We start from the raw sequence: 21,389 nt of genomic DNA, 5'->3' as shown, positions 1-21,389 counted from the left end.
GGAGTCTCCCCAATCCAGCAAAGACTCCCGCACTGCCCCGGAAACCGGGCTCTAGGCATTCACCCGGTCTGACCAGCCCACCCCGCCGACGCTGTCCGTTTGGTGGTCACCGTCCGGGTAGTGGTCATCCAGAGTCACAGTTTCATGAGGGGGAAACATGCCTCGCGGATCTAGCTCAAAGCGGGAACGGCAGTACAAGCACATCAAGGACAGCGCCAAGAAGCGGGGACAGAGCACCAAACGCGCGACCGAGATGGCCGCCCGTACGGTGAACAAGGAACGGGCCAGAGCGGGCGAGTCGCGGACCGCGAGCCGGACGTCCACCAAGGACATGTCGTCGAGCCGGCGCGGCGGGCTGCGCTCGCACACCGGTGCGGGCGGCCGTACCAGGGATCAGCTGTACGCCGAGGCCAAGCGCCGCAACATCAAGGGCCGTTCGAGCATGAGCAAGGCGCAGCTGGAGAAGGCCCTCGGCTGACCCGGGCGCGCCCGAACGCTCCTTCGTTCGCGCTGGCGCCGCAGCTCGTAGGTGCCTGGTGCGATGCCGGCGAAGGCGTGTTCGGGGTGCGCCAGATAGGCGGTCGCGTCTACGCCGCCGACGACGTGACCGAAGCGCCGGAGATCGGTGAGCTGTTCAGCAAGGCGTGCTACCTGACCGGCGAGAGCGTGTTCGCGCTGTTACCACCCCAGGTTCGACTTCTTCCGCAACTCCTGGATGGTCGGCCACCGGCAGGCCATCCTACCCATCCCGAGGATCATCGAGCAGGACTGGGCCGACCCGGGGGCGAGCAGTGCCTGGCGGCGTTCGGTGGACGGCTCCCTCATCGACGCCGAGCATCCGCTGCCGGTCGGCCGTAGGGGCGGCGTTCCTGCCGTCTCTACAGCTCGGCGATGAGCTGCCGCAGCATCGCCGAGGTGGCGGGCGGGGAGCTGGCGTGGACTCCGAGGTTGTTCATGAGCCCCAGGTAGGGGCCGACGGCCTCGGCCTTGGACAGGTATTGGGCGCCTGTCAGGTGCTCAAGGTAGACCACGTCGGCCAGCTCGGCCTGCGGGAAGCGCAGCAGGGTGACGGGCCCGATGCCGGCGACGGCGGCATCGGAGCTGAAGGGAATCACCTGTACGGTGACGTGCGGCAGCTCGGCCATCAGGGCGAGGTGTTCGAGCTGGGCCCGCATGACCGCCTGGTTCCCGACCGGCCGGCGCAGCGCCGCTTCGTCCACGATCACCCACAACCGGCACGGCGCGGGCCCGGTCAGGATCTGCTGGCGGTGTATCCGCACCGCCACGCGGCGCTCGATCAGGGCCTCCGGCTCGTTTTCACGTCCGCGGGAGATGACCGCGCGAGCGTAGTCCTCGGTCTGCAGCAACCCGGGAACGAACTGAACCTCATATGTACGGATAAGTGAGGCGTCCTGTTCCAATCCGAGGTAGCCCTCGAACCATTCCGGGATGACATCCCGATAATGCTGCCACCAGCCGGGCGCGTTGGCCTGCTTGACCAATGCCAGGAGAGCCGCTCGTTCGGCCGTGTCCGTCACACCGTACAGGGTGAGCAGGTCTTCCACGTCGCGCGGTTTGAAGCTGGTCCGGCCGGCCTCCAACCGGCTGATCTTGGATTGCGATCCGCGGATGACGTATCCCGCCTGGTCGCGGCTGATTTCCGAGGCTTCGCGCAGCCGCCGTAGCTCCGCGCCCACCAGCATGCGTAACGCCGTCGGTCCGGACTGCCGGATGTCCCCACCGGGAAAATCCGGCATGTTACCCGTATCGTGAGCAGTGGACATCCGTGCTCCTATATCGGCGCCTCACCACGACTGGTTGAAAACTGGCAAGGAAGTCAGCGTACGCACCATGTCATAGAGGTGAAGGGCGGGCAAGCCCAATGCGCACCGCAAGGGGCACGTCACCTACCGCTGGGAAACGCTCAGGCGTGGCGGCGATAAACCCGTGATTGGCGCTCACGCGAAGAAACTGATCACTTTCGCGAAACAACACAGAAGGCTACGTTATGGGGCGAAGCTAATGACCTAGGCGATATCCAGGGAGGTACCCGTGACCGACGTCCCGGGTCAGGACACCCCGCCGGCGATCGACACCACGAAGCCGCACTCGGCCCGGGTGTGGAACTACTTCCTCGGCGGCAAGGACCACTACGACGTCGACCGCGCGATGGGCGAGCAGGCCAAGCAGGTCTTCCCGGGGATCATCGACATCGCCCGCGCGGACCGGGCGTTCCTCGGGCGTGCCGTCCGCTACCTGGCGGGCGAGGCGGGCATGCGCCAGTTCCTGGACATCGGGACCGGGCTGCCGACCATGGACAACACACACGAGGTGGCGCAGCGGGTCGCGCCTGACAGCCGCGTCGTCTACGTGGACAACGACCCGCTGGTGCTGGTCCACGCCCGCGCGCTCCTGGTGGGCACCCCTGAGGGGAAGACCGACTACCTCCAGGCGGACCTGCGCGACCCCGACGTGATCCTGAAGAAGGCGGCGGAGACGCTGGACTTCTCCCAGCCGGTCGCCATCATGCTGCTGGGCATCCTGCACTTCGTCCCGGATCTCGACCACGTGCACGGGATCGTGATGCGCCTGCTCGACGCCGTGCCGTCGGGCAGCCACCTGGCGCTGACGCACGCGACCTCCGACCTCGTGGACGCGGCGGCAGCGCAGGCCAACGAGCAGGCCCAGTCGGAATGGAACAGACGGGCCGCCGACACGATCACGTCCCGCACGCGCGAGGAGATCCTGCGCTTCTTCGACGGTCTGGAACTCGTGGAGCCGGGGCTGGTGTCGATGTCACGCTGGCGCGTCGAGGCCACCCCGTTCGGGGAGCCGGCCGACGTCGCCGGCTACTGCGGGGTCGGACGCAAGCCGTAACACTTGCCATGCTTTGCCCCGGTTTGCCGTGGGTCCGCGGGCGGGACGGCCCTCGGTGCGGCGGCCGGCCGCGGGCGCTGCAGGGCTTCTGTACCGGAGCTTGGCGGAAGCATTGCCAATCTTGCGATTAGCATGGCGAACCATCCAGCTTTGCCCGGTTTCCCCTCGGCTGGGTGTCGTATCTCGAGAAGGGTCATCTCGATGTCTGATCCCCGGCGTCCCTTGGAGCGGCTGCGGAAAACCTTCAACCGCCATGACCTGGACGGCCTCGCGGAGACCTTCAGCCCGGGTGCGGTCCTCGTCGCGCCGGACGGCGTGGGCCAGGACCGGGACGAGATCGCCTCCTACTACGGCGCGTTCCTGGAGGCGTTCCCGGACTCGCGATGCACCCCCCAGTCGGTGACGATCTCGGGTGACACCCTGGTGGCCGAGTACACCCTGAGCGGCACCCACAAAGGCGCCTACCTGATCCCGGGGGGAGGCGTGGCTGAGGCGACCGGCCGCCCGTTCCTCGTCCGCGCGTGCAGTGTCTCGACCGTCGAGAACGATCTCATCGTCAGCCACCGCATCTTCTACGACCAGCTGGAGCTGGGCGCCCAGCTCGGCGCCTCACTCCAGTTCGAGGAGCAGGAGCGGTGGGTCTGACCGGGCGTCAAGGACGTGACGTGCAGATCGGCCCGGTCGTCTCGCAGGTGCGGACACGGACCTGCGAGAGCGCGCCGCGCACGAAGCCGGGATCGCCGGAGGCGGCCAGGTAGAAGCCGTCGCGGCAGGTGCTCCCCGCGATGGTATGGCGCGGGTCGAGGACGACGGACGCCCTGCCCAGCCGCGCGCAGTCGGGGACCGGAGCCAGTACCAGCATGCGGCGGCTCAGCCCGCCGAACCACAGTTGCGGGCCGACGAGCACGCCGTCGCGGAGCTCGCCGGGACGCGAGAGCCGGACAGGACCGTCAGCCGACAGGGTGAGGAAGCCGTCCGGGGTCGGCCTGCCGCGCAGGTGCTTCGCCCAGGCCAGCCGCTGTTCGAAGGTCATCCCGGTGTGCTCGTCCTGCAGCGCGAGCCGCCAGTCGCCGAAGGCGAAGAGCAGGACCGAACCGGCGCCGTCCAGTCCGAGCGGTCCTGGCCACAGCGTGACGTCGTCCACGAGCCGGCGGATCATCGGGCGGCCGGCGGCGGTCTCGGCCTCGCCGTACAGCGGGGCGGTGAGGGAGCGGAACTCCTCCGCCTCGCCGCTGACGGTGACCGTGCCGCTGGTGTACGGGCGAGTGCCCAGCGCGGCCAGGCTCAGGTCGGTCGGGTAGTCGATCTGCGCCCGCGACCCGTCGGGGAAGGTGACCCACAGCGTCCTGGTGCCGCCGGCGCCGCTCTCCCGCGGATAGACGGCGTTGGCTTTCACGTTGATGGCCTCGCGGATCACGGGGGCGGCGGTGACGACCGGGTCGGGAGGGTTTGTCTCCCGGTCGGCGAGACTCGCGACGAGCGGCACGGCCACGAGCGCGACCAGGATCGTCAGGAGTCCCATCCGGCGAGGCCCGCGCGGGCCCTGTTCGACGATATCGACCTGGCCCGCGTCCATCGGCCTTCCCCTGTCGTGCGGCTATCCCCCCAAGTTCAGACGAACCGCCGCCACCGGCGCAAGCCCACGCGACTCCGCCGCGGTCACCTGTAGCCCCAGGCGGTGGCGTATCCGGCGAGCTCGGGGGAGAGCGTGCCGGTGTTCCGGGAGGCGCGGGCGGCCTGGATCCGGCCGGACTTGATGGTGTCGCTGCGGTCGCCCAGGTTGGGAACGAACCGGCCGTGGTCGTGCTCGCCGTACTCGATCATCCCCGGCTCCCACTCCACGCCCAGGTACGCGCAGATCTCCTGGGTGACCCGCTCGGGCTCGGCGGTCAGCTCCTCGTAGCGCAGCGTCAGGCCGTCGAGGGCGCGGCGGGCCGCCTCCAGGGGCTTGAAGTATTTGAGCGCGTTCGCCTCCAGGGCGCTCCGGGTGGCGGTGTTGGTCTCGCGGTTCTCCAGCGAGGAGACCACGCCCTCCGGGTGGCGCAGCAGGAAGAGGAACTTCGCCTTCGGCCAGGCGTAGTGCAGCCGCTCCCAGACGAAGACGTTGCCCGGGGTCTTGTCGACGACGATCTCCTTGCCGCTGCGCAGCAGCTCCAGGTGGAGGATGCGGTCCCACAGCACGTGCTCCAGCTCCACCTCGTCCAGCCCGGACTCCAGCATGGACTCCTCGGAGAAGCCGGCGGCCAGTTTCACGTTGACGGTGCGCAGGTGCAGCTCGTGCGGGGCGCGGATGCGGGAATGGCTGTTGAGCAGCATGCGCAGCAGCGTGGAGCCGGAGCGTACGGAGGCGATCACGAAGACCGGGGACTCCACCTGGCGCGGCATGATGGGGACGTTGTAGTCGACGGTCTGGGTCCGCTTGGGAGGCCGCGGGGCCTGCGCCGCCTCCATGATCTTGGACCTGTCCGGTGCCGACAGCCGCTGCGGGGGGCGTAATGCCTGCCTCAGAAGCCGAGCCCTTCGCCTGATGCCGTTGTTCACGACGCCCATCCGCGACCCTGGTGCCCTTCGTCCCACTCTTTTCGCTTCTCCGAAATGGCGGCCTGGAGCACTGCCGTAACGGCTGCCATGGCCCGACACGTTAACGCAAAATCTTCGGAGACATAGCCCCACGTTCGGGCTCCGGACCTCAGGGTGTGCTGGGAGTTTCCGCGGTTCCGCTCCTGAACGGCCAGCACTCCTCGTCCCACACCACGCCGTCCGGAAGCTCGCGGGCGTACTCCGGCTCGGTCGAGATCCTGGTACGGACGCTCGCGTGGACCCGGCCCCCGGGCGGGATCGGGCGGCGGCGGTGGCCGGTGACCGCCCAGATCCATCCCATCGGGTGGACGACGCCCGACGCGTCGGACTCCGCCAGGGGGTAGCGGTCGCCGATCCGCTGCTCGCGCACCAGCAAACCCTCGGCCACCGCACCCTCCAGCATCCACCGCAGGGATATCCTGCCGAGCTCCGGGTGCTCGTCGAAGCCGCCGCCCACGTCCGAATGCGCGCCGGCGAACCAGGTCTCGGAGACCCGCCGCCGCTCACCGGGCCCTGGCTGGGGGATCAGGTCCTCCCGGTAGGGCCGGCGCCGCTCGTCGATGGCCACCGCGTGCCGGGCGACCCGGACGTTGGGCAGCCGGTTGGTGTAGGGCCAGGTGATGTCCCGGCCCAGGAAGCCGGTGGCCTTGACGGTGTCGAAGAGGCCGAGGAAGTCGATCGGGAAGGCGAGGGACTTCGGCGCCGGCCGGACGGACAGCGCCTCGGCGAACCGGTCGATGCGGGCCCAGCCCTCCGGCAGGCTGAGGTCCGAATCCCGGCCGGGGCGCCTGGCGTAGACGCGCACCGCGTACGGGACCAGGTTCTCGCTGCCCGGGCGGAGCAGGCCCACCCGATAGAGCATCCCGCACAGCGCCCGTGCGGTGTACGCCCCCCGGCTGAAGCCGAAGACGAACACCCTGTCTCCAGGCCGCCAGGAGTTCATCAGGTAGGTGTAGGCCTCCCCGAGGTTCTGCCGGAGGCCATGCCCGAGCGCGAGCCCGCCGAGCCGGGAGAGCCGGCGTGTCACCGCGGTCCACGCGCTCGGCGCGGCGAACGTGCCGACGCCGGGATCGTAGTAGACGACCTGCCTGTCCGGATCCCGGAGGTCGAGCAGCTCGACGAGCTTGAAAATGTTCGACGCGCCCCGCGCCTTGACCTCGTTACCGGTGCCGTCGAGGCAGACGACGATGTTCTTGCCCATGCGCAGCCCGCCGACCGAAGACCACGGCGAGATCACCTGCTGATGTCGCCCCGTATATAACCTGCCACGATCCGCTGTCGTTGAATCAGCTCACCCGCCGGCGCGACCGCCGGGCGGATCCTTCACTGCTCGCTGTCCAGGTGGGCCAGCTGCGAGGCGGCGTAGCGGGTGCCGGCCGCGGCGTCCGCCGGCACCGCCGTCTCGATCTCGGCGAGCGTCTCCTGGTCGAGGACCAGGTCCACGGCGGCGAGGGACTCGGCCAGCCGGTCGCGGCGGCGGGCGCCGACGAGCGGGACGATGTCCTGGCCCTGGGCCGCGACCCAGGCGATGGCGACCTGGCTCGTGGTCGCTCCGACGCGCTCGGCGACCCGGGTGAGGGCGTCGACCAGGCGCAGGTTGGCCTCCAGGTTCCCGTCCTGGAAGCGCGGGCTGTGCGCCCGGAAGTCGCCGGCGGTGAGTTCCCTGTCCGGGGTCCAGTGGCCGCTGAGCAGACCGCGCGAGAGGACTCCGTACGCGGTCAGGCCGATGCCGAGCTCGCGCAGCGTCGGGATGATGGCCTGCTCGGGGCCTCGCGACAGCAGCGAGTACTCGATCTGCAGGTCGCTGATCGGGGCCACGGCGGCGGCGCGGCGGATCGTGTCCGCTCCGACCTCCGACAGGCCGATGTGCCGGAGGTATCCGGCCTGCCGCATCTCCAGCATCGCGCCCACGGTGTCCTCGATCGGGATCTGCGGGGAAAGCCGGGCGGGGCGGTAGATGTCGATGTAGTCGGTGCCCAGCCGGCGCAACGAGAACGCCAGCCGGTCCTTCACCGCGGCGGGCGAGATGTCGTACGGCGCGTTCTGGAAGGCGCCGTCGGGCGTACGCCGCGCGCCGAACTTCACGCTGATCACCACGTCCTCGCGGCGGCGCTCCCGCAGGGCCCGGCCGATCAGCATCTCGTTGTGGCCGGAACCGTAGAAGTCGCCGGTGTCGATGAGCGTGATCCCCGCGTCGATCGCCGCGTGCAGGGTCGCGATGCTCTCCTGCTCGTCGGCCGGTCCATACAGGTCGGACATGCCCATGGCGCCCAGGCCGATGGCCGAGACCCGCGGTCCGTGCGCGCCCAGCGGGCGGATGGCGATGGTAGACACTCTGATTCTCCTTGACCTATGGCTTCGACCGCCTGACCGGCGCGTACGGCACGAACGCCGGCCGGCAGGTCCTCAGCCTGCACCGATGCTCCCAGGACAACCACGGTTGTCCTTACCCTGGGGTCGCCGTCCCCTGGCTCGGCTCTTCCGGCATGCGTCACCATGGAAGGATGAACCACTCCGAACTCGCCGCTTACCTGCGGTCCCGGCGCGACCGGATCCGGCCGGCCGAGGTCGGCCTGCCCACCGGTCCGCGCCGCCGGGTGCCCGGGTTGCGGCGGGAGGAGGTCGCCCAGCTGGCCGGGCTGTCCGCGGACTACTACACCGAGCTGGAGCGCGGGCGTGGCGCCCAGCCCTCGGCCCAGGTGGTGGCCGCCCTCGCCCGGGCGCTGCGGCTGAACGGCGACGAACGCGACCATCTGTTCCACCTGGCCGACCGGCCGGTCCCCCCGTCGGCCCACGGGCCCGTCGCGCACGTCCGGCCGGCGCTGCTCAGCCTGCTGGACCGGCTCACCACCACTCCCGCGCAGGTGATCACCGACCTGCACGAGACCCTCGCGCAAAACCCGCTGGCCGCCGCGCTCGTCGGCCGCCAGCCCGCGACCAGCCTCGTCCACAGCTGGTTCACCGACCCCGGCACCCGCACGCTCTACCCGCCCGAGGACCACGACTACCACTCGCGCGTCTTCGTCGCCGACCTGCGGGCGGTCGCCGCCCGGCGCGGTCAGGACAGCGGGGTGAGCCGGATGGTCGCCGGGCTGCGCCGGCGCAGCCCGGAGTTCGCGAGCCTTTGGGAGACCGGTGACGTCGCCCTGCGGCGGACCGACCACAAACGCATCGTCCACCCCGCGCTGGGCGTCATCGAGGTGGACTGCCACAGCCTGTTCAGCGAGGACGGGGACCAGCGGCTGCTGTGGTTCACCGCGCCGCCCGGCAGCAAGGGCGCCGCCCAGCTGGAGCTGCTGTCCGTCATCGGCACCCAGGACATGACGGCCGGCGCAGGGGAGCTCCCGAGCGGGAGCGCCCGGCCTGACCGGCTGCCGGCCGACCGGCCCGGCTCCCGCCACTAGTCGATCCAGATCACGATTCCGGTCAGGCCCGTGAGCACGGCCGCGACGCCGGCCCGGACGGCGCGGCCGGCCCGGTCGGGGGTGAAACTGGCCGGATCGTACGCCGAGGACATGCCGAGCCCCTCCCCACGGAACGACGCGCCGGTCCAGTCGGCGGCGGTGACGTTCTCCGTGGGCTCGGCCAGCTCGGCGCCCACCACGAGAAAGCGCTGGTCGAGGTGGTTCGCGGTGACCAGGGCCAGCGGGTCCACCAGCTCGTTGCCGGCACTGATGACGAGGTCGGGCGCCAGCTCGATGGCCCTGCTGATGCTCCGCACGAACTCCTCCGGCTTCGCGGCCGTGACGGTCTTGAGGCTGACCTCGTTCTCCTCGGCCCACTTCGTCACGGCGGTCACCAGGATTCTGGTCTGCGGGTCCTGCCCCGTGGTGAGCAGCACCACGCGGTAGCCGGCCGGCGGGCGGACCTCGTCCCAGGAGCCGGGGCTGGGCGTGATCGTGGCCTCGGGGGAGGGCGGCGTGGTGGGGTCGGTGAACCCCGGGCCGAGGGTGCCGACGGCGGTGGGCCGCGCGTGCGGCCGGGACCAGTCGTCGCTCGTGCTGCATCCGCCGGCCACCAGTACGGCGGTCGCGACCGCGGCGGCCAGCGTGCCGGCAGGCAGGCGTCGGGAGCGCATAGGGATCGTCCTTCGAGGTGATGAGGGTGCGCCTATTTCCTACCGCATGGCCGGACACCTTCGTGACGTGGGCTTTTTCCGCCAGATGGGGTTTGCCGCTGATTCGCGTAGGTGCCGCCGTTCGTTCATCCGGGGCAAGCAGATTGCCTACGCAACTAAAGGAGTCACATGTTTCACGCCGCCCGGCGTCGTGCCTGTGCCGTCGTCGCCGCGGTGTTCGTGGTCGTACTGCTCAGCGCCGCGCCAGCTCTCGCCCACGGGTTCACCTCGACCGTGTACGTCGATCTCACCTCGCCCGGTTCCGGGCACGTCCTCTCCCGGCTCGGGCTGGAGTACGACCTGCTCGTGGTCTCGGCCGCCGACGCCGAGAAGGACGATCCGCTCTTCAAGGAGGGCACCGCGGCGTTCGAGTCCCACGACGCGGCGCAGCAGGCCGCGGCCCTGGACGCCCACGCCGCCTCGGTGATGTCGTACGTGACCAGGCGGTTCGCCGTCACCGCCGGGGGCAAGGCGTGCACCCCCGTCCAGGACGGGCACTTCACGATCGAGCAGCGCGACGGCGTCCCGTACGCGACGCTGGTGCTCGACCACCGCTGCCCGGCCGCCGAGGCGCACGAGGTGCGCAGCGGACTGTTCCCGGACTCCGAGACCTACGTGCGCGACACCAAGACCGTGGTGACCTACGACCTCGACCTGACGTCGGGAAGCGCCGCCCTCGACGCCGAGCATCCCTCGTTCTCCACCCAGCAGTCCTTCGCCGAGCGGTTCTGGGAGTTCTTCCGGCTCGGAGCCGAGCACCTGCTCACCGGGATTGACCACATCCTGTTCCTGCTGGCGCTCATCGCGGGGTCACGGCGGCTGCGTGAGATCGTGCTGGCGGCCACGTCCTTCACGCTGGCCCACTCGGTGACCTTCGTCCTGGCCGCCCTCGGCCTCGTGGAGGTGCCCGCGTCCTTCGTCGAGCCCGTCATCGCCCTGTCGATCGCGGTCGTCGCGGGCTGGCACCTGTGGCGGCTGTGGCGACGCCGCTCGCACGCGACGGACCTCGAACAACTCGGCCACGGTCACTTCAGCCTGGACCGCGCGGGCTGGACGCGGCTCGCGGTGGTCTTCTGCTTCGGTCTCGTGCACGGACTCGGCTTCGCCTCGGCCCTGGGCATCGACCAGCCCCTGTCCTGGACGCTGCTGTGGTCGCTGCTCGTCTTCAACGTGGGCATCGAGGCCGTCCAGCTGGCGATCATCATCGTCGTCTTCCCGCTGCTCGCCCTGCTGCGCCACCGCCGACCGGCGGCGGGGCTGTGGACGACGGGCGTGATCGCGGCGGGGGTGTCCGTGATGGGCCTGGTGTGGTTCGTGCAGCGGGTTCTCGGTCTCTAGCACGCGGGTTCTCGGCCTCTGAGCACGCGGGTTCTCGGGCTCCGAGGACGCGTCTTCCGGCAAGTGCAATGTGCTACCTGCACCGAGTTCACCTTTTCGTCACCAATGTCCGAAATCTTAGCCAGGCTCTTTCAGCACCCTGTACTGAACGGACAAAACGTAATGAAGCAGTACAACGGCTCCCAGAAGCCCGGGCAGTTCCTGCGCCGGGCGGCTGTGGGCGCCACCGCCGCGGTCATGAGCCTCTCCGCGGTGCTCAGCGGCGGCCTCGCCGCCGCCGCCCACGCTGAGGCCGCCTCGTCGCCCACCGGGATCGTGCTCGGTGTCGGCGCCAACGAGTCGCAGCGTGTCGTCTCCTGGTACTCCTCGACCGGCACCGCGCAGGTCGTCCAGGTCGTGGAGACCAAGAAGCTCGACCAGGGCAAGTTCTCCAAGCACGTCGTCACCATCCCGGCCACGGTCGCCCCGAACACCGTCAACGGCGGCTACAACGGTCACGCCACGATCGACGGGCTGAAGAAGAACACCTCCTACTCCTACCGGGTCGGCACCGAGGGCAACTGGTCCTCGACCTACGCCTTCGCGACGCAGGACTTCAAGGGTGACTTCGACTTCCTGTTCTTCGGTGACCCGCAGATCGGCTCGTCCGGCGACGTGGCCAGGGACGGCGCCGGCTGGCAGGACACCCTGAACGTCGCGCTGGCCGCCAACCCGCGCGCCGCCCTGCTGGTCTCGGGCGGTGACCAGGTCGAGAGCGCCAACAACGAGACGCACTGGAACGCGTTCCTCGCGCCCGACAAGCTGCGCCAGTACCCGTGGAGCGCCACCATCGGCAACCACGACGTCGGCGGCAAGGCGTACGAGCAGCACTTCTGGACCCCGAACACGGACCGCTCCGCGCCGTTCTACAACGGCGACGCGGCGACCCGGTCGGGCGGTGACTACTGGTACACCTACAACGACGTGCTGTTCATCGACATCAACAGCAACGCCTACAGCACCGCCGACGTCAACAACGCCGACGCGGCGCACATCTCCTACATCACCGACGTCGTCAAGAAGCACGGCGCCGAGGCCAAGTACACCGTGCTGGTCTACCACCACTCGATCTACTCGCCGGCCAGCCACGCGAACGACGGCGACAACCAGCTGCGCCGTAAGGACCTGCCGACCGCCTTCTCGAACCTCGGCGTCGACCTGGTCCTGCAGGGCCACGACCACAGCTACACCCGTAGCTACGTGATCAAGAACGGCAAGAAGGCGAACCCGGCCGAGCAGCCCGGTGCCGCCCAGGTGGAGCAGGGCCCCGGCGGCGTCATCTACGTCACGGGCAACTCCGCGTCGGGCTCGAAGTACTACGACCTGACCGCTCCTGACACGACCAAGGACCCGAACTACGGGCCCGACCCGCTGAACCCCAAGAGTCACTGGGCGAACTCGGTGGAGAACCAGGAGCACGTCCGTACCTACGTCAAGGTCCAGGTGCGTGACGACAAGCTCGTCGTCGAGAACCTCCGCAGTGGCACCTGCGCCGCCCCCAACGCCGCGGTCGAGCTGGGCCAGGAGAAGTGGTGCGGCCCGGACAGCGGCGCCAGCCCCGCCCAGCCGGTCGGCTCCACCGTGGACAAGGTGGTGATCCGCCCGTTCGACGACGGTCACGGCAACGGTCACGGGAACGGCAATGGCAACGGCAACGGCCGTGACGACAAGGTCGCCACGCCGGCCACGCCGGTCGCGGCCCAGTCCGACTGGCTCCAGTAGCCGGCCGAAGGCAGTGCCGGGCTCCGCACGCTCACCTCGCTGAGCCGATCGCGGCCCGGCCCGCCTGACGGGGCGGGCACCGTCCGGGTGCCCGCCCCAGTTCCATCCCGCCGCCCTTCGAGGATCGACAGATGCACCCGCGTACGACCACAGCAGCCGGAACCCTCACCCAGGCCACCGCCGTGATGCTGCTGGCCACGCTCGCCCTCCTCGGCCTGGGGACCCGACCCGCCGCGGCGGCGGACGACCCCTGGAGTGTCGGCACGGCCGCCAACGACTACGGCTCCGACCGGCAGAACTACAGCTACACCCTCGACCCGGGCGGGCGGCTCGACGACGGGCTGGTGGTCGTCAACCACGGCGCCACGCCTCTCCACCTGACCGTGTACGCCGCCGACGCGTTCACCACCGAGGGCGGCCGGCTGGACCTGGTCGCCAGGGACACGAAGTCGACAGGCGTGGGCGCGTGGGTCCGCCCGGCGCGGCCGGACGTGACGGTCCAGCCGGGGCAGTCGGCCGAGGTGCCGTTCACGGTCGCCCTGCCGGACGGCGTCGCACCCGGCGAGTACCTGGGCGGCATCGTCACGAGCGAAGCCGGCGGGACCGGCGCCGAGCAGCGTCGCGGCATCCGGATCCGGCTGCGGGTGGGCGGAGCGCTCAAGCCCGGCCTGTCGGTACGGGACCTGCGGGTGCGCTACTCGGGCACGGCCAATCCGTTCGGGAAGGGCGAGGCCACCGTCACGTACACGATCCGCAACACGGGCAACGCCATCCTCAACGCCCGCCAGGCCGTGTCCCTCTCCGGCCCCTTCGGCAGCATGGAGGTCCGCGCGGCGCAGATCCACGACTCCCCGCAGCTCCTGCCGGGCGAGGACTGGAAGGTCTCCGTGCCGGTCCGCGGAGTGGCGCCCGTGGTGCGGGTGACGGGCACGGTCACCCTGACCCCGCTGATCACCGACGCCTCGAACTCGGTCGCCCCGCTCGCCGCCGTCGAGACCACGACCTCCGCCTGGATCGTGCCCTGGGCCCTGCCGGCCGTCGTCGTCGTGCTCTGCGGGCTGGTCGTCGCGGGCCTGATCCTCCGCCGCCGCCGCCGCGCGCAGACGGCCTGAAGGGCCCGCACGCGACGACGCATCCGGCGGCCGGGGGATCATGCGCTCACGGAAGTCGTGAATTTCTCACTGTCGCCCCGCGAACCTGTGCAAAACAGTAGAGGCATGACAACGATCCAGGTCAACGGGCTGAGAAAGAGCTACCAGGGTTTCGAGGCGGTGAAGGGCATCTCGTTCGAGGTGTCCGAGGGCGAGGTCTTCGCGCTGCTCGGCAGGAACGGCGCGGGCAAGACGACCACGATGGAGGTGCTGGCCGGCTTCCAGCGGGCGGACGCCGGGTCCGTACGGGTGCTCGGCCTCGACCCGGTCGCCGACCGCGCGGCCGTCCGGCAGCGCGTCGGCATCATGTTGCAGGAGGCCGGGTTCTTCCCCGATCTGACGGTCGCCCAGACCGTGGACGCCTGGCGGGACTTCACCGCCGCGCCGCGCCCCCGCGACGAGGCCATCGAACTGGCCGGGCTGGCGGGCAGGCCGGGCACCAAGGTACGGCAGCTCTCCGGCGGCGAGAAGCGACGGCTGGACCTGGCACTGGCCCTGCTGGGCCGTCCTGACGTGCTGTTCCTGGACGAGCCGACCACCGGCATGGACCCCGAGGCCCGCAGGAACACCTGGGCCGTCGTCCGCGACCTCGCCCGCCAGGGCACCACGATCCTGCTGACCACGCACTACCTGGAGGAGGCGCAGCAGCTGGCCGGCGCCATGGCCATCATGGACCAGGGGGAGATCGTGGCCGCCGGCGGGATGGCCGAGACGCTCGCGGCGCGCGGCGGGCGGGTGGCCTTCCGGCTGCCCCCGCGACTGGACCCGGGAGACCTGCCGCTGCCGGTGACGGTGGACGGCGAGCACGCCGTCTGCCACGCCGAACATCCCGACCTGGCCGCGCAGACGCTGCTGAGCTGGGCGGCCGAACGCGGGCTGCGGCTCCCGGGCCTGGAGGTCCGCACGGCCACCCTCGAAGATCTCTTTCTCGACCTGCGGGAGAGTGCCCGATGAGCCTGGCCGCCACCTACCGTCTCGGCACGCGCCTGTTCTGGCGGGACCGAGCCATGCTGTTCGCCTCGGTCATCACGCCGATCGGGCTGGCCGTGGGGTTGCCGGTGCTGATGCGGCACGTCGTCGGCACCGCCACCGCCGTCACGGTCTCCCAGGGCATGATCGCGATGCTGTTGTCGATCACCGCGTTCATGAACGTCGCCGTGGCCCTGACCAACCGGCGCGACCAGCTCGTGCTCAAGCGGCTGCGGGCGAGCCGGCTCACGGACGGGCAGATCCTGCTCGGCCAGATCGCCGGCACCGCCACGCAGACCGTCATCCTGATCGTGGCGTGCGCGCTGGCGGTCCGGTTGCTGGCCGACGTCCCGCTGCCGGCGAACCTCCTGGCCTTCGCCGTCGCCGTGATCGCGGGTTCGGTGGTGCTGAGCCTGCTCGGCGCCGCCTACACGGCCGCGATCCCGCGCGCGGAGCTGGCGGCCGCGTACACGATGCCGGTCTTCCTGGTGTCGCTGGTCTCCACGGGCGCGATGGGTCCCATCCCGCTGCCCTCGTGGCTCCAGTCCGCCCTGGACCTGCTGCCGACCACGGCCGTCGTGACCGCCGTCAGGACCGGAGACCTGGTCCTGCCCGCCGTCGATCTGGCCGTCTGGGCGGCCGTCGGCCTCGTCGCGATCAGGCTGTGGTTCCGCTGGGAACCGCGCCGATCGTAGCCGGTCATAATCGTGGCTGTGGTCTCCTCCTCCGCCAGGCGGCTCGCGAGCGGCCTCATCACGGCTGTCTCCCTCGCCTACTCGGTGGGCGCGCTGCTGTACTTCCTGCAGAGCCCCCTGCTGGGCGCGGTGGCCGGCATCGCCCTGGTCGTCGTGGTGTCCCTGCACTACCTGCACATCCGGGCGGCCCTACGCGGCGGGCGTCCTGCCCTCTTCCCCCTCACGGTCGTGCTCCAGGTGGCCGCCACCTACCTGCCCGACCTGCTGCCCGACGGCATGTCGGGGGTGACCGCCCCGCTGCTGGCCGGCACGCTGCTGGTGCTCCTCCCGCTGCCCTGGGGCGGCGCGCTGGTGGGGCTGATGATGCTGTACGAGGGCGCCGCCCTGTTGTCCTTCCAGTTCCCGCTGATCGTCGTCTTCCTCTACGTCGTCACCGTGCCGACGACGGGCGCGATGACGTACGCGCTGGTCAGGTTCGTCCGCATGGCGGCGGACCTGGAGCAGGCCAGGGCCGAGCTGGCGGAGGCCGCGGTGCTCAAGGAACGGCTGCGGATCTCCCGCGACCTGCACGACGGACTCGGGCGCAGCCTCACCGCGATCGCCCTGAAGGGGGATCTGGCCACCCGCCTGATGGAGCGGGACCCAGGCTCGGCGCGGAACGAGGTGGCCGAGCTGGTACGGGTCGCCAGGGAGGCGGCGCAGGACGTCCGGCAGGTGGCCAGGGGTTACCGCGCGATGTCGCTGACGGGGGAGGTGCACAGGGCGGTGGCCCTGCTGGAGTCGTCGGGGGTGGACGTGCGGACCCACCTGGCCGAGGTGGACTTGCCGGGGCCGGCCGAGGAGGCGCTGGCCTGGGCGGTACGCGAGGGGATCACCAACGTCCTGCGCCACAGCAGGGCCACCACGTGCACGATCACCACGTCGCTGAACGGCGAATCGCTCCGGCTGGAGGTGGCCAACGACGGCGCTCCCGCGAGCTCGGGTCCGGCGGGCGGCGGTCTCACGGGCCTGGCCGAGCGGGCGGCCCAGGCGGGCGGCTCGTGCACCGCCGCCCCGACCGGCACCAGTGGCTTCCTGCTGACCATGGAGGTCGCGGCGTGATCAGGGTCCTGCTGGCGGAGGACATGCACATGATCCGGGCCGCCCTCACCGCTCTGCTGCGGCTGGAGTCCGACATCGAGGTGGTCGCGGAGGTGATCCGCGGCGACGAGATCGTGCCCAGGGCCATGGAGATCCGGCCCGACGTGGCGGTCGTGGACATCGACCTGCCGGTCCTCGACGGCATCACCGCCGCCGCCTCGCTCCGCGAGCGCCTCCCGTCCTGCCGTGTGCTGGTGCTCACCGCCATGGGGCAGCCGGGGCACGTACGCCGGGCGCTGGCGGCGGGCATCGAGGCGTTCCTCGTCAAGGACGCCCCCGGTGACCGGCTGGCGGACGCGATCAGGCGTACCGCGGCCGGGCTGCGCGTCCTGGACGCCGAGCTGGTGTCCGCGGCGATGGAATACGGCGAGAGCCCCCTGACCGGCCGGGAGTCCACCGTGCTCAAGGAGGCCGCGAGGGGCGCGTCGGCCGAGGAGATCGCCGCCCGCCTGCATCTGTCGTCGGGCACGGTGCGCAACTACCTGACGGGGGCCATCGCGAAGACGGGCGCCCGCAACAAGATCGACGCCATCCGGATCGCGGAGGACGCCGGCTGGTTGTGACCGGCCGGGGTGATCGCTCGCCGCCCCCGCCGCTCCCCGCGGCCGGTATAACCGGTGGGAGAGGAAAGCGGCGTTGGGAGAGGCCTTGCCTGAAGGGCACACGATCCACCGGCTGGCGGCCGAGTTTCGGGAGCGGTTCGCGGGCCGGGGAGTGCGGGTCAGCAGCCCGCAGGGCAAGTTCAGCGACGGCGCCGCGCTGCTCGACCGGTCGGTGCTCGCCGCCGCCGACGCGTACGGCAAGCATCTGTTCCTGCGTTTCGGGCCCGGGACGCGGACGGTGCACGTGCACCTGGGGCTGTTCGGCAGGCTCGACTTCGCCAGGACGCCGAACGACGAGACGGTGCGGTTGCGGATCAGCCACCGCGCGCGGATCGCCGACCTGCGGGGTCCGGCGGCCTGCGAGCTGATCGAGGACCCCGAGTCCATCCTGGCCCGGCTGGGCCCCGACCCGCTGCGCGCCGACGCCGACCCCGGCCTCGCCTTCCAGCGGATCCGGCGCAGCCGCCAGCCGATCGCCGCGCTGCTCATGGACCAGAAGGTGATCGCGGGGTTGGGGAACGTGTACCGGGCCGAGGTGCTGTTCCGGCACGGAATAAGTCCCGAAAAATCAGGACAAAGCGTCTCGCAGGCCGAGTGGGAGGCGATCTGGGCCGACCTGGTCGGCCTGATGGCCGACGGCGTGCGTGCCAACCGCATCGACACCGTCAGGCCCGAGCACACTCCCGAGGCCATGGGCCGGCCGCCGCGCGTCGACGACCACGGCGGCGAGGTCTACGTCTACCGGCGCGCCGGGCTGCCGTGCCACGTCTGCGGTACCGAGATCCGGACCGCCGTGCTGGCCGCACGCAATCTGTTCTGGTGTCCCGGCTGCCAGCCTGGATGACCGCCTCGTCCTTTCCTTCATTCGGCGACCAGGCGGCACAGCCGGACCGACCGGCGGCAGGGGACCCGGAGGCCGGCCCGCCGCTCCAGCCCCACGGCCTCAGGCGGCACGCCGGCGTCCCGATCTCGCCCGCGCGAGCCGGTGGTCAGTCCAGGCAGAACTCGTTGCCCTCGGGGTCGGCCATCACGATGTGACCGGCGTCGAGCGGGAGAGCGGGCTCGTGGCGGTGGAGCCGGGTGGCGCCGCGGGCGACGAGGCGCTCGGCCTCCGCCTCCAGGGCCGCCATCCGGGCCTCGCCCATCAGCCCGGGAGCGGCCCGCACGTCGAGGTGCACCCGGTTCTTGGCCTGCTTGCCCTCCGGCACCCGCTGGAAGAACAGCCGCGGCCCGGCGCCCTTGGGATCGACCACCGCCGCGGCGTCGTTGTGCCGCTCGCGCGGCACGCCCATCGCCTCCAGGGCCTGCCCCCACGACTCGAAGCCGTCGGGCGGATCCTGCAACCGGTAGTCGAGGGCCTCGGCCCAGAACCCGGCCAACCGGGCCGGGTCGGCGCAGTCGAAGGTGACCTGGATGTCACGCGCCATCTCAGCTCGCCTCCCGCCGGGCCAGCCGGGCGGTGTGCAGGTAGAGGTCGCGCAGCAGGCACACCTCGCTCAGGTGGTGGATCAGCTCGCGGTTGATGTGCAGCACCAGCGCCGCCATGGGGTAGTCGGCGTAGGGTCCCTCGGCCTCCCCGCACGGCCGGGCGAGGCCGGTCTCACCGAGGGACTCGACCCCGGCCAGCCACGCGGCGTACTCGGTGTCGAGCTGGGCCAGCGCCGCGCTCGCGGTCGTGGCGTACTCGAACGACCGGTAGTCGGTGGGCGGGCGGCCGAAGTGGGCGGCGTTGCGCATCGCGAGCACGCCGACGATCACGTGCCCGAGCCGCCAGGCGATCGTCGTGAACGGCGCCGGCTCGGGTGTCGGGATCGCGAAATCGATGGTCATCGCGCCGGTTCCGGCCTGCGCCGGTGCGGTGCCGGTGCCTCGTTTCCGTACGTTCCAGCTTTCCGGCGCCGGCTCCCAGAAGTATTCGTCGTCGGTGAGCCCGTCGAGGCGGTCACGTAGCTGCATGGTCCAGTGCTCGTCGATCTGCTTTCGGAGCAGGGGGTTCCAGGTCTGGTCTGTCATGGCGCCAGCCTTCCGCGAATAGCGGACAGGATCGGTCCGTGATCTGTGGAACGATGAGCGCGTGACCGTCGAAGCGACGACCGAGCGGGTGCTGCGGCTGCTGGCGCTTTTGCAGCGCCGGCCGTCCTGGACCGCCGCCGAGCTGGCCGCCGAGCTGCGCGTCACCGACCGCTCGGTGCGCCGCGACGTGGAGCGGCTGCGCGCGCTCGGCTACCCCGTGCACGCGACGGCGGGCGTCGGCGGCGGCTACCGGCTCGGCGCCGGCACCCGGCTGCCGCCGCTGCTCCTCGACGACGAGGAGGCGATCGCGACGGCGGTGTCCCTGCGGCTGGCGTCGGGCGGCACGGTCGCCGGGGCGGGCGAGGCGGCCCTGCGGGCGCTCACCAAGCTCGACCAGGTGATGCCGCCCCGGCTGCGTGCCGAGGTGCGGGCGGTGCACGGCGCCACCGACACCCTGCTCGGCCCCGGGGCCGAGGTCGACGCGGAGGTGCTGGTGACGCTCGCGCGGGCCTGCCGCGACTCCGTGAGGGTGCGCTTCCGATACGCCGGCCGCGACGACGCGGAGCGCGAGCGCACGGTCGAGCCGGTGCGGATGGTCGCCACCAACCGCCGCTGGTATCTGATGGCCTGGGACGTCGACCGCGACGACTGGCGTACGTTCCGGCTGGACCGGATGCGCGAGGTGGCGGCGACGACCTGGCGGTTCCGGGCGAGGGAGCATCCGGACCCGGTCGCCTACGTGCAGCGGTCCGTGACCGCGGCGCCTTACCGGTATCTCGCCCGCGTGCGCGTGCGCGCCCGGCCCGACCAGGTGCGGGAGCTGGTGCCGCCCCAGGTGGGGCGCGTCGAGGACGACCGCGACGGTTGGTGCGTGCTGATCGCCGGCGGGCAGGACCTGGAGTGGCTCGCCGTGCACGTGGCCCGGCTGCGCTTCGAGGTGGAGGTGCTGGAGCCCGCGGAGCTGCGCGAGGCCGCGGCCCGGGTCGCCCGCCGCCTCGTGGCGATGGCCGGAGCCGGCGGGTCGCCCGGTCACTCCACCGCCGGCGACGCCTCGGGGACGGGAGGCAGCCGGGGATTCGGTCAGCGGTCCTGGCCGGAGTAGCGGGCGATGATGGTGAACCTGGTCGCGCGGGCCTTCATCGTCAGCTCATGGGCCGGGCCCAACTGCCGGACGCACTCCTTGATGACGCTCTCGCACTCCCGGGCGCCTCCCGGCACGTCCCCGGTCGCGGCGATCAGCTCCGCCCGGCGCAGCCTGTCCTCCAGCGATCCGGGGGCGTCGGCGCCCAGATCCTCGGTCAGCTGCTGGGCGTCGGGAACGTCCACCCTGCGCGCGATCTCCTCGATGATCGAGGTGAGCTCGGTGACCACGACGTCCGCGTTCGCCGGGCGGTCCGCGGGGTGCTTGGCCAGCAGGTTCATCGTGAGATCGTCCAGACGCTGCGGAATGCTGGAGACGCATTTCCGCGGGGCCGGGGGGATCACCCGGAGATGGTGGTGCCGGGCCGTCTCCTCCGAGCCACGGAACGGCGGGTCACCGGTGAGCATCTCGTAGAGGACGCAGCCGAGCGAATAGAGATCGATGCGGTGGTCGCCACGCCGGCTGGTCCAGATCTCCGGCGCCGCGTAATTGGGCGTCCCCGGCGGACCCAGCGTCACGGTCCCGTGCGTGAAACGGGAGATGCTGAAGTCGATCAGCACCACCCGCTGGGGCTGCGTGGTGGTGATCATCAGATTGCCGGGTTTGACATCGCGATGGATGATGTCGTGACGATGGATCCAGGCCAGCGCCGAGGCGATCTGCTGGGCCCAGCCGAGCGCCTGGACGAGGTACGGCTTGGCGTTCCGCTCCAGCACCTGCGCCAGGCTGGCGCCTTCGATCCAGCTCATGACGTGATAGACGCCGCCGTTGTGGGTCCCCGTGCCGAGCAGGCTGACGACGTTCGGGTGGTGATCGCGCAGGGCGGAGAACAGCTCGCGTTCGCGCTCGACGTACCGATCCTGCTCCGGGTAGAACATCTTCGCGGCCACGCGCTGGTTCGTTCTGCGGTCCCGGCCCTCCCACAGCGCCGCCTGGCCGCCTCCGGTCACGGGGCGTATCAGCTCGTACCGGTTGTCGAGCACCCATGCCGTCGAGGGCACCTGC

At 71.0% G+C, this 21,389-nt stretch carries 23 protein-coding genes; 13 read left to right on the top strand and 10 right to left on the bottom strand.

Features of this window, described 5'->3' with window-relative positions; translation table 11 throughout:
* The first annotated feature begins 157 nt into the window (after positions 1-157).
* The gene (locus tag BLS95_RS35505; protein ID WP_090941777.1) at positions 158-478 is read left to right on the top strand and encodes a plasmid stabilization protein; all 321 of its coding nucleotides are present in this window, start codon (positions 158-160) and stop codon (positions 476-478) included.
* Between the two features lie 200 nt (positions 479-678).
* On the opposite strand, the gene BLS95_RS56080 is transcribed toward BLS95_RS35505, so the two are convergent.
* Entirely contained in the window at positions 679-825 is a 147-nt protein-coding gene (locus tag BLS95_RS56080) for a hypothetical protein (protein ID WP_176993559.1), read from the bottom strand.
* Positions 826-878: 53 nt separating this feature from the next.
* The gene (locus BLS95_RS35500; protein ID WP_218136140.1) at positions 879-1,757 is read right to left on the bottom strand and encodes a helix-turn-helix domain-containing protein; all 879 of its coding nucleotides are present in this window, start codon (positions 1,755-1,757) and stop codon (positions 879-881) included.
* A 295-nt stretch (positions 1,758-2,052) separates the two neighbouring features.
* Between BLS95_RS35500 and BLS95_RS35495 the strand changes: the two genes are divergently transcribed.
* Both BLS95_RS35495 and BLS95_RS35490 read left to right on the top strand, forming a co-directional pair.
* Entirely contained in the window at positions 2,053-2,877 is an 825-nt protein-coding gene (locus BLS95_RS35495) for an SAM-dependent methyltransferase (protein ID WP_218136139.1), read from the top strand.
* A gap of 201 nt (positions 2,878-3,078) precedes the next feature.
* A complete protein-coding gene (locus BLS95_RS35490; protein WP_176993558.1) occupies positions 3,079-3,522 on the top strand; it encodes an ester cyclase in 444 nt (147 codons plus the stop codon).
* 7 nt (positions 3,523-3,529) lie between these two features.
* Here BLS95_RS35490 and BLS95_RS35485 read toward each other — a convergent pair whose 3' ends face one another.
* From BLS95_RS35485 to BLS95_RS35470, 4 genes are all read right to left on the bottom strand, one after another.
* Positions 3,530-4,399 (bottom strand): hypothetical protein, encoded by an 870-nt coding sequence (locus BLS95_RS35485; protein ID WP_143043991.1) that lies wholly within the window; start codon positions 4,397-4,399, stop codon positions 3,530-3,532.
* Between the two features lie 137 nt (positions 4,400-4,536).
* Complete coding sequence (locus BLS95_RS35480) at positions 4,537-5,328, bottom strand: sulfotransferase family protein (protein WP_218136138.1); 792 nt, start codon at positions 5,326-5,328, stop codon at positions 4,537-4,539.
* A gap of 238 nt (positions 5,329-5,566) precedes the next feature.
* Positions 5,567-6,694, bottom strand: a complete 1,128-nt coding sequence (locus BLS95_RS35475) for a DUF2235 domain-containing protein (protein ID WP_218136137.1) — start codon at positions 6,692-6,694, stop codon at positions 5,567-5,569.
* An 86-nt stretch (positions 6,695-6,780) separates the two neighbouring features.
* Positions 6,781-7,791: an aldo/keto reductase gene (locus BLS95_RS35470; protein WP_245765478.1), complete on the bottom strand. Its 1,011-nt coding sequence runs from the start codon at positions 7,789-7,791 to the stop codon at positions 6,781-6,783.
* 170 nt (positions 7,792-7,961) lie between these two features.
* On the opposite strand from BLS95_RS35470, the gene BLS95_RS35465 reads away from it, so the two are divergent.
* The gene (locus tag BLS95_RS35465; protein ID WP_090941758.1) at positions 7,962-8,861 is read left to right on the top strand and encodes a helix-turn-helix transcriptional regulator; all 900 of its coding nucleotides are present in this window, start codon (positions 7,962-7,964) and stop codon (positions 8,859-8,861) included.
* Here BLS95_RS35465 and BLS95_RS35460 read toward each other — a convergent pair.
* On the bottom strand, positions 8,858-9,535 hold the full coding sequence (locus BLS95_RS35460) for a type 1 periplasmic-binding domain-containing protein (RefSeq protein WP_090941755.1): 678 nt from the start codon (positions 9,533-9,535) through the stop codon (positions 8,858-8,860). The two genes, BLS95_RS35465 and BLS95_RS35460, sit on opposite strands and share 4 nt — an antisense overlap.
* Positions 9,536-9,703: 168 nt before the next feature.
* Between BLS95_RS35460 and BLS95_RS35455 the strand changes: the two genes are divergently transcribed.
* The 8 genes from BLS95_RS35455 to BLS95_RS35420 all read left to right on the top strand — a co-directional run bounded on the left by BLS95_RS35455 (position 9,704) and on the right by BLS95_RS35420 (position 18,074).
* A complete protein-coding gene (locus BLS95_RS35455) occupies positions 9,704-10,912 on the top strand; it encodes a HupE/UreJ family protein (protein ID WP_090941752.1) in 1,209 nt (402 codons plus the stop codon).
* Positions 10,913-11,074: 162 nt separating this feature from the next.
* Complete coding sequence (locus tag BLS95_RS35450) at positions 11,075-12,673, top strand: purple acid phosphatase family protein (RefSeq protein WP_090941749.1); 1,599 nt, start codon at positions 11,075-11,077, stop codon at positions 12,671-12,673.
* Positions 12,674-12,804: 131 nt separating this feature from the next.
* A complete protein-coding gene (locus BLS95_RS35445) occupies positions 12,805-13,785 on the top strand; it encodes a WxL protein peptidoglycan domain-containing protein (RefSeq protein WP_090941747.1) in 981 nt (326 codons plus the stop codon).
* Positions 13,786-13,890: 105 nt separating this feature from the next.
* The gene (locus BLS95_RS35440; RefSeq protein WP_090941745.1) at positions 13,891-14,778 is read left to right on the top strand and encodes an ABC transporter ATP-binding protein; all 888 of its coding nucleotides are present in this window, start codon (positions 13,891-13,893) and stop codon (positions 14,776-14,778) included.
* Complete coding sequence (locus tag BLS95_RS35435) at positions 14,775-15,488, top strand: ABC transporter permease (RefSeq protein ID WP_090941744.1); 714 nt, start codon at positions 14,775-14,777, stop codon at positions 15,486-15,488. Before BLS95_RS35440 ends, BLS95_RS35435 begins: the two co-directional genes overlap by 4 nt.
* A gap of 18 nt (positions 15,489-15,506) precedes the next feature.
* Positions 15,507-16,589: a sensor histidine kinase gene (locus BLS95_RS59220; RefSeq protein ID WP_090941742.1), complete on the top strand. Its 1,083-nt coding sequence runs from the start codon at positions 15,507-15,509 to the stop codon at positions 16,587-16,589.
* Positions 16,586-17,191, top strand: a complete 606-nt coding sequence (locus tag BLS95_RS35425; RefSeq protein ID WP_090941740.1) for a response regulator transcription factor — start codon at positions 16,586-16,588, stop codon at positions 17,189-17,191. Before BLS95_RS59220 ends, BLS95_RS35425 begins: the two co-directional genes overlap by 4 nt.
* 85 nt (positions 17,192-17,276) lie before the next feature.
* Positions 17,277-18,074, top strand: a complete 798-nt coding sequence (locus BLS95_RS35420; RefSeq protein WP_090942018.1) for an Fpg/Nei family DNA glycosylase — start codon at positions 17,277-17,279, stop codon at positions 18,072-18,074.
* A 145-nt stretch (positions 18,075-18,219) separates the two neighbouring features.
* Here BLS95_RS35420 and BLS95_RS35415 read toward each other — a convergent pair whose 3' ends face one another.
* Both BLS95_RS35415 and BLS95_RS35410 read right to left on the bottom strand, forming a co-directional pair.
* Entirely contained in the window at positions 18,220-18,657 is a 438-nt protein-coding gene (locus tag BLS95_RS35415; RefSeq protein ID WP_090941738.1) for a VOC family protein, read from the bottom strand.
* 1 nt (position 18,658) lies between these two features.
* A complete protein-coding gene (locus tag BLS95_RS35410; protein WP_090941736.1) occupies positions 18,659-19,243 on the bottom strand; it encodes a DinB family protein in 585 nt (194 codons plus the stop codon).
* 61 nt (positions 19,244-19,304) lie between these two features.
* On the opposite strand from BLS95_RS35410, the gene BLS95_RS35405 reads away from it, so the two are divergent.
* Complete coding sequence (locus BLS95_RS35405) at positions 19,305-20,345, top strand: helix-turn-helix transcriptional regulator (RefSeq protein WP_090941734.1); 1,041 nt, start codon at positions 19,305-19,307, stop codon at positions 20,343-20,345.
* Here BLS95_RS35405 and BLS95_RS35400 read toward each other — a convergent pair.
* Positions 20,324-21,385 (bottom strand): serine/threonine protein kinase, encoded by a 1,062-nt coding sequence (locus tag BLS95_RS35400; protein WP_176993557.1) that lies wholly within the window; start codon positions 21,383-21,385, stop codon positions 20,324-20,326. The genes BLS95_RS35405 and BLS95_RS35400 overlap by 22 nt on opposite strands.
* Positions 21,386-21,389: the final 4 nt, after the last annotated feature.

This window comes from Nonomuraea jiangxiensis (genome assembly GCF_900099965.1).
Lineage (GTDB): Bacteria > Actinomycetota > Actinomycetes > Streptosporangiales > Streptosporangiaceae > Nonomuraea > Nonomuraea jiangxiensis.
The sequence above is the reverse complement of the archived record's forward strand: the minus strand, read 5'-3'. Positions and strand labels throughout refer to the sequence as shown.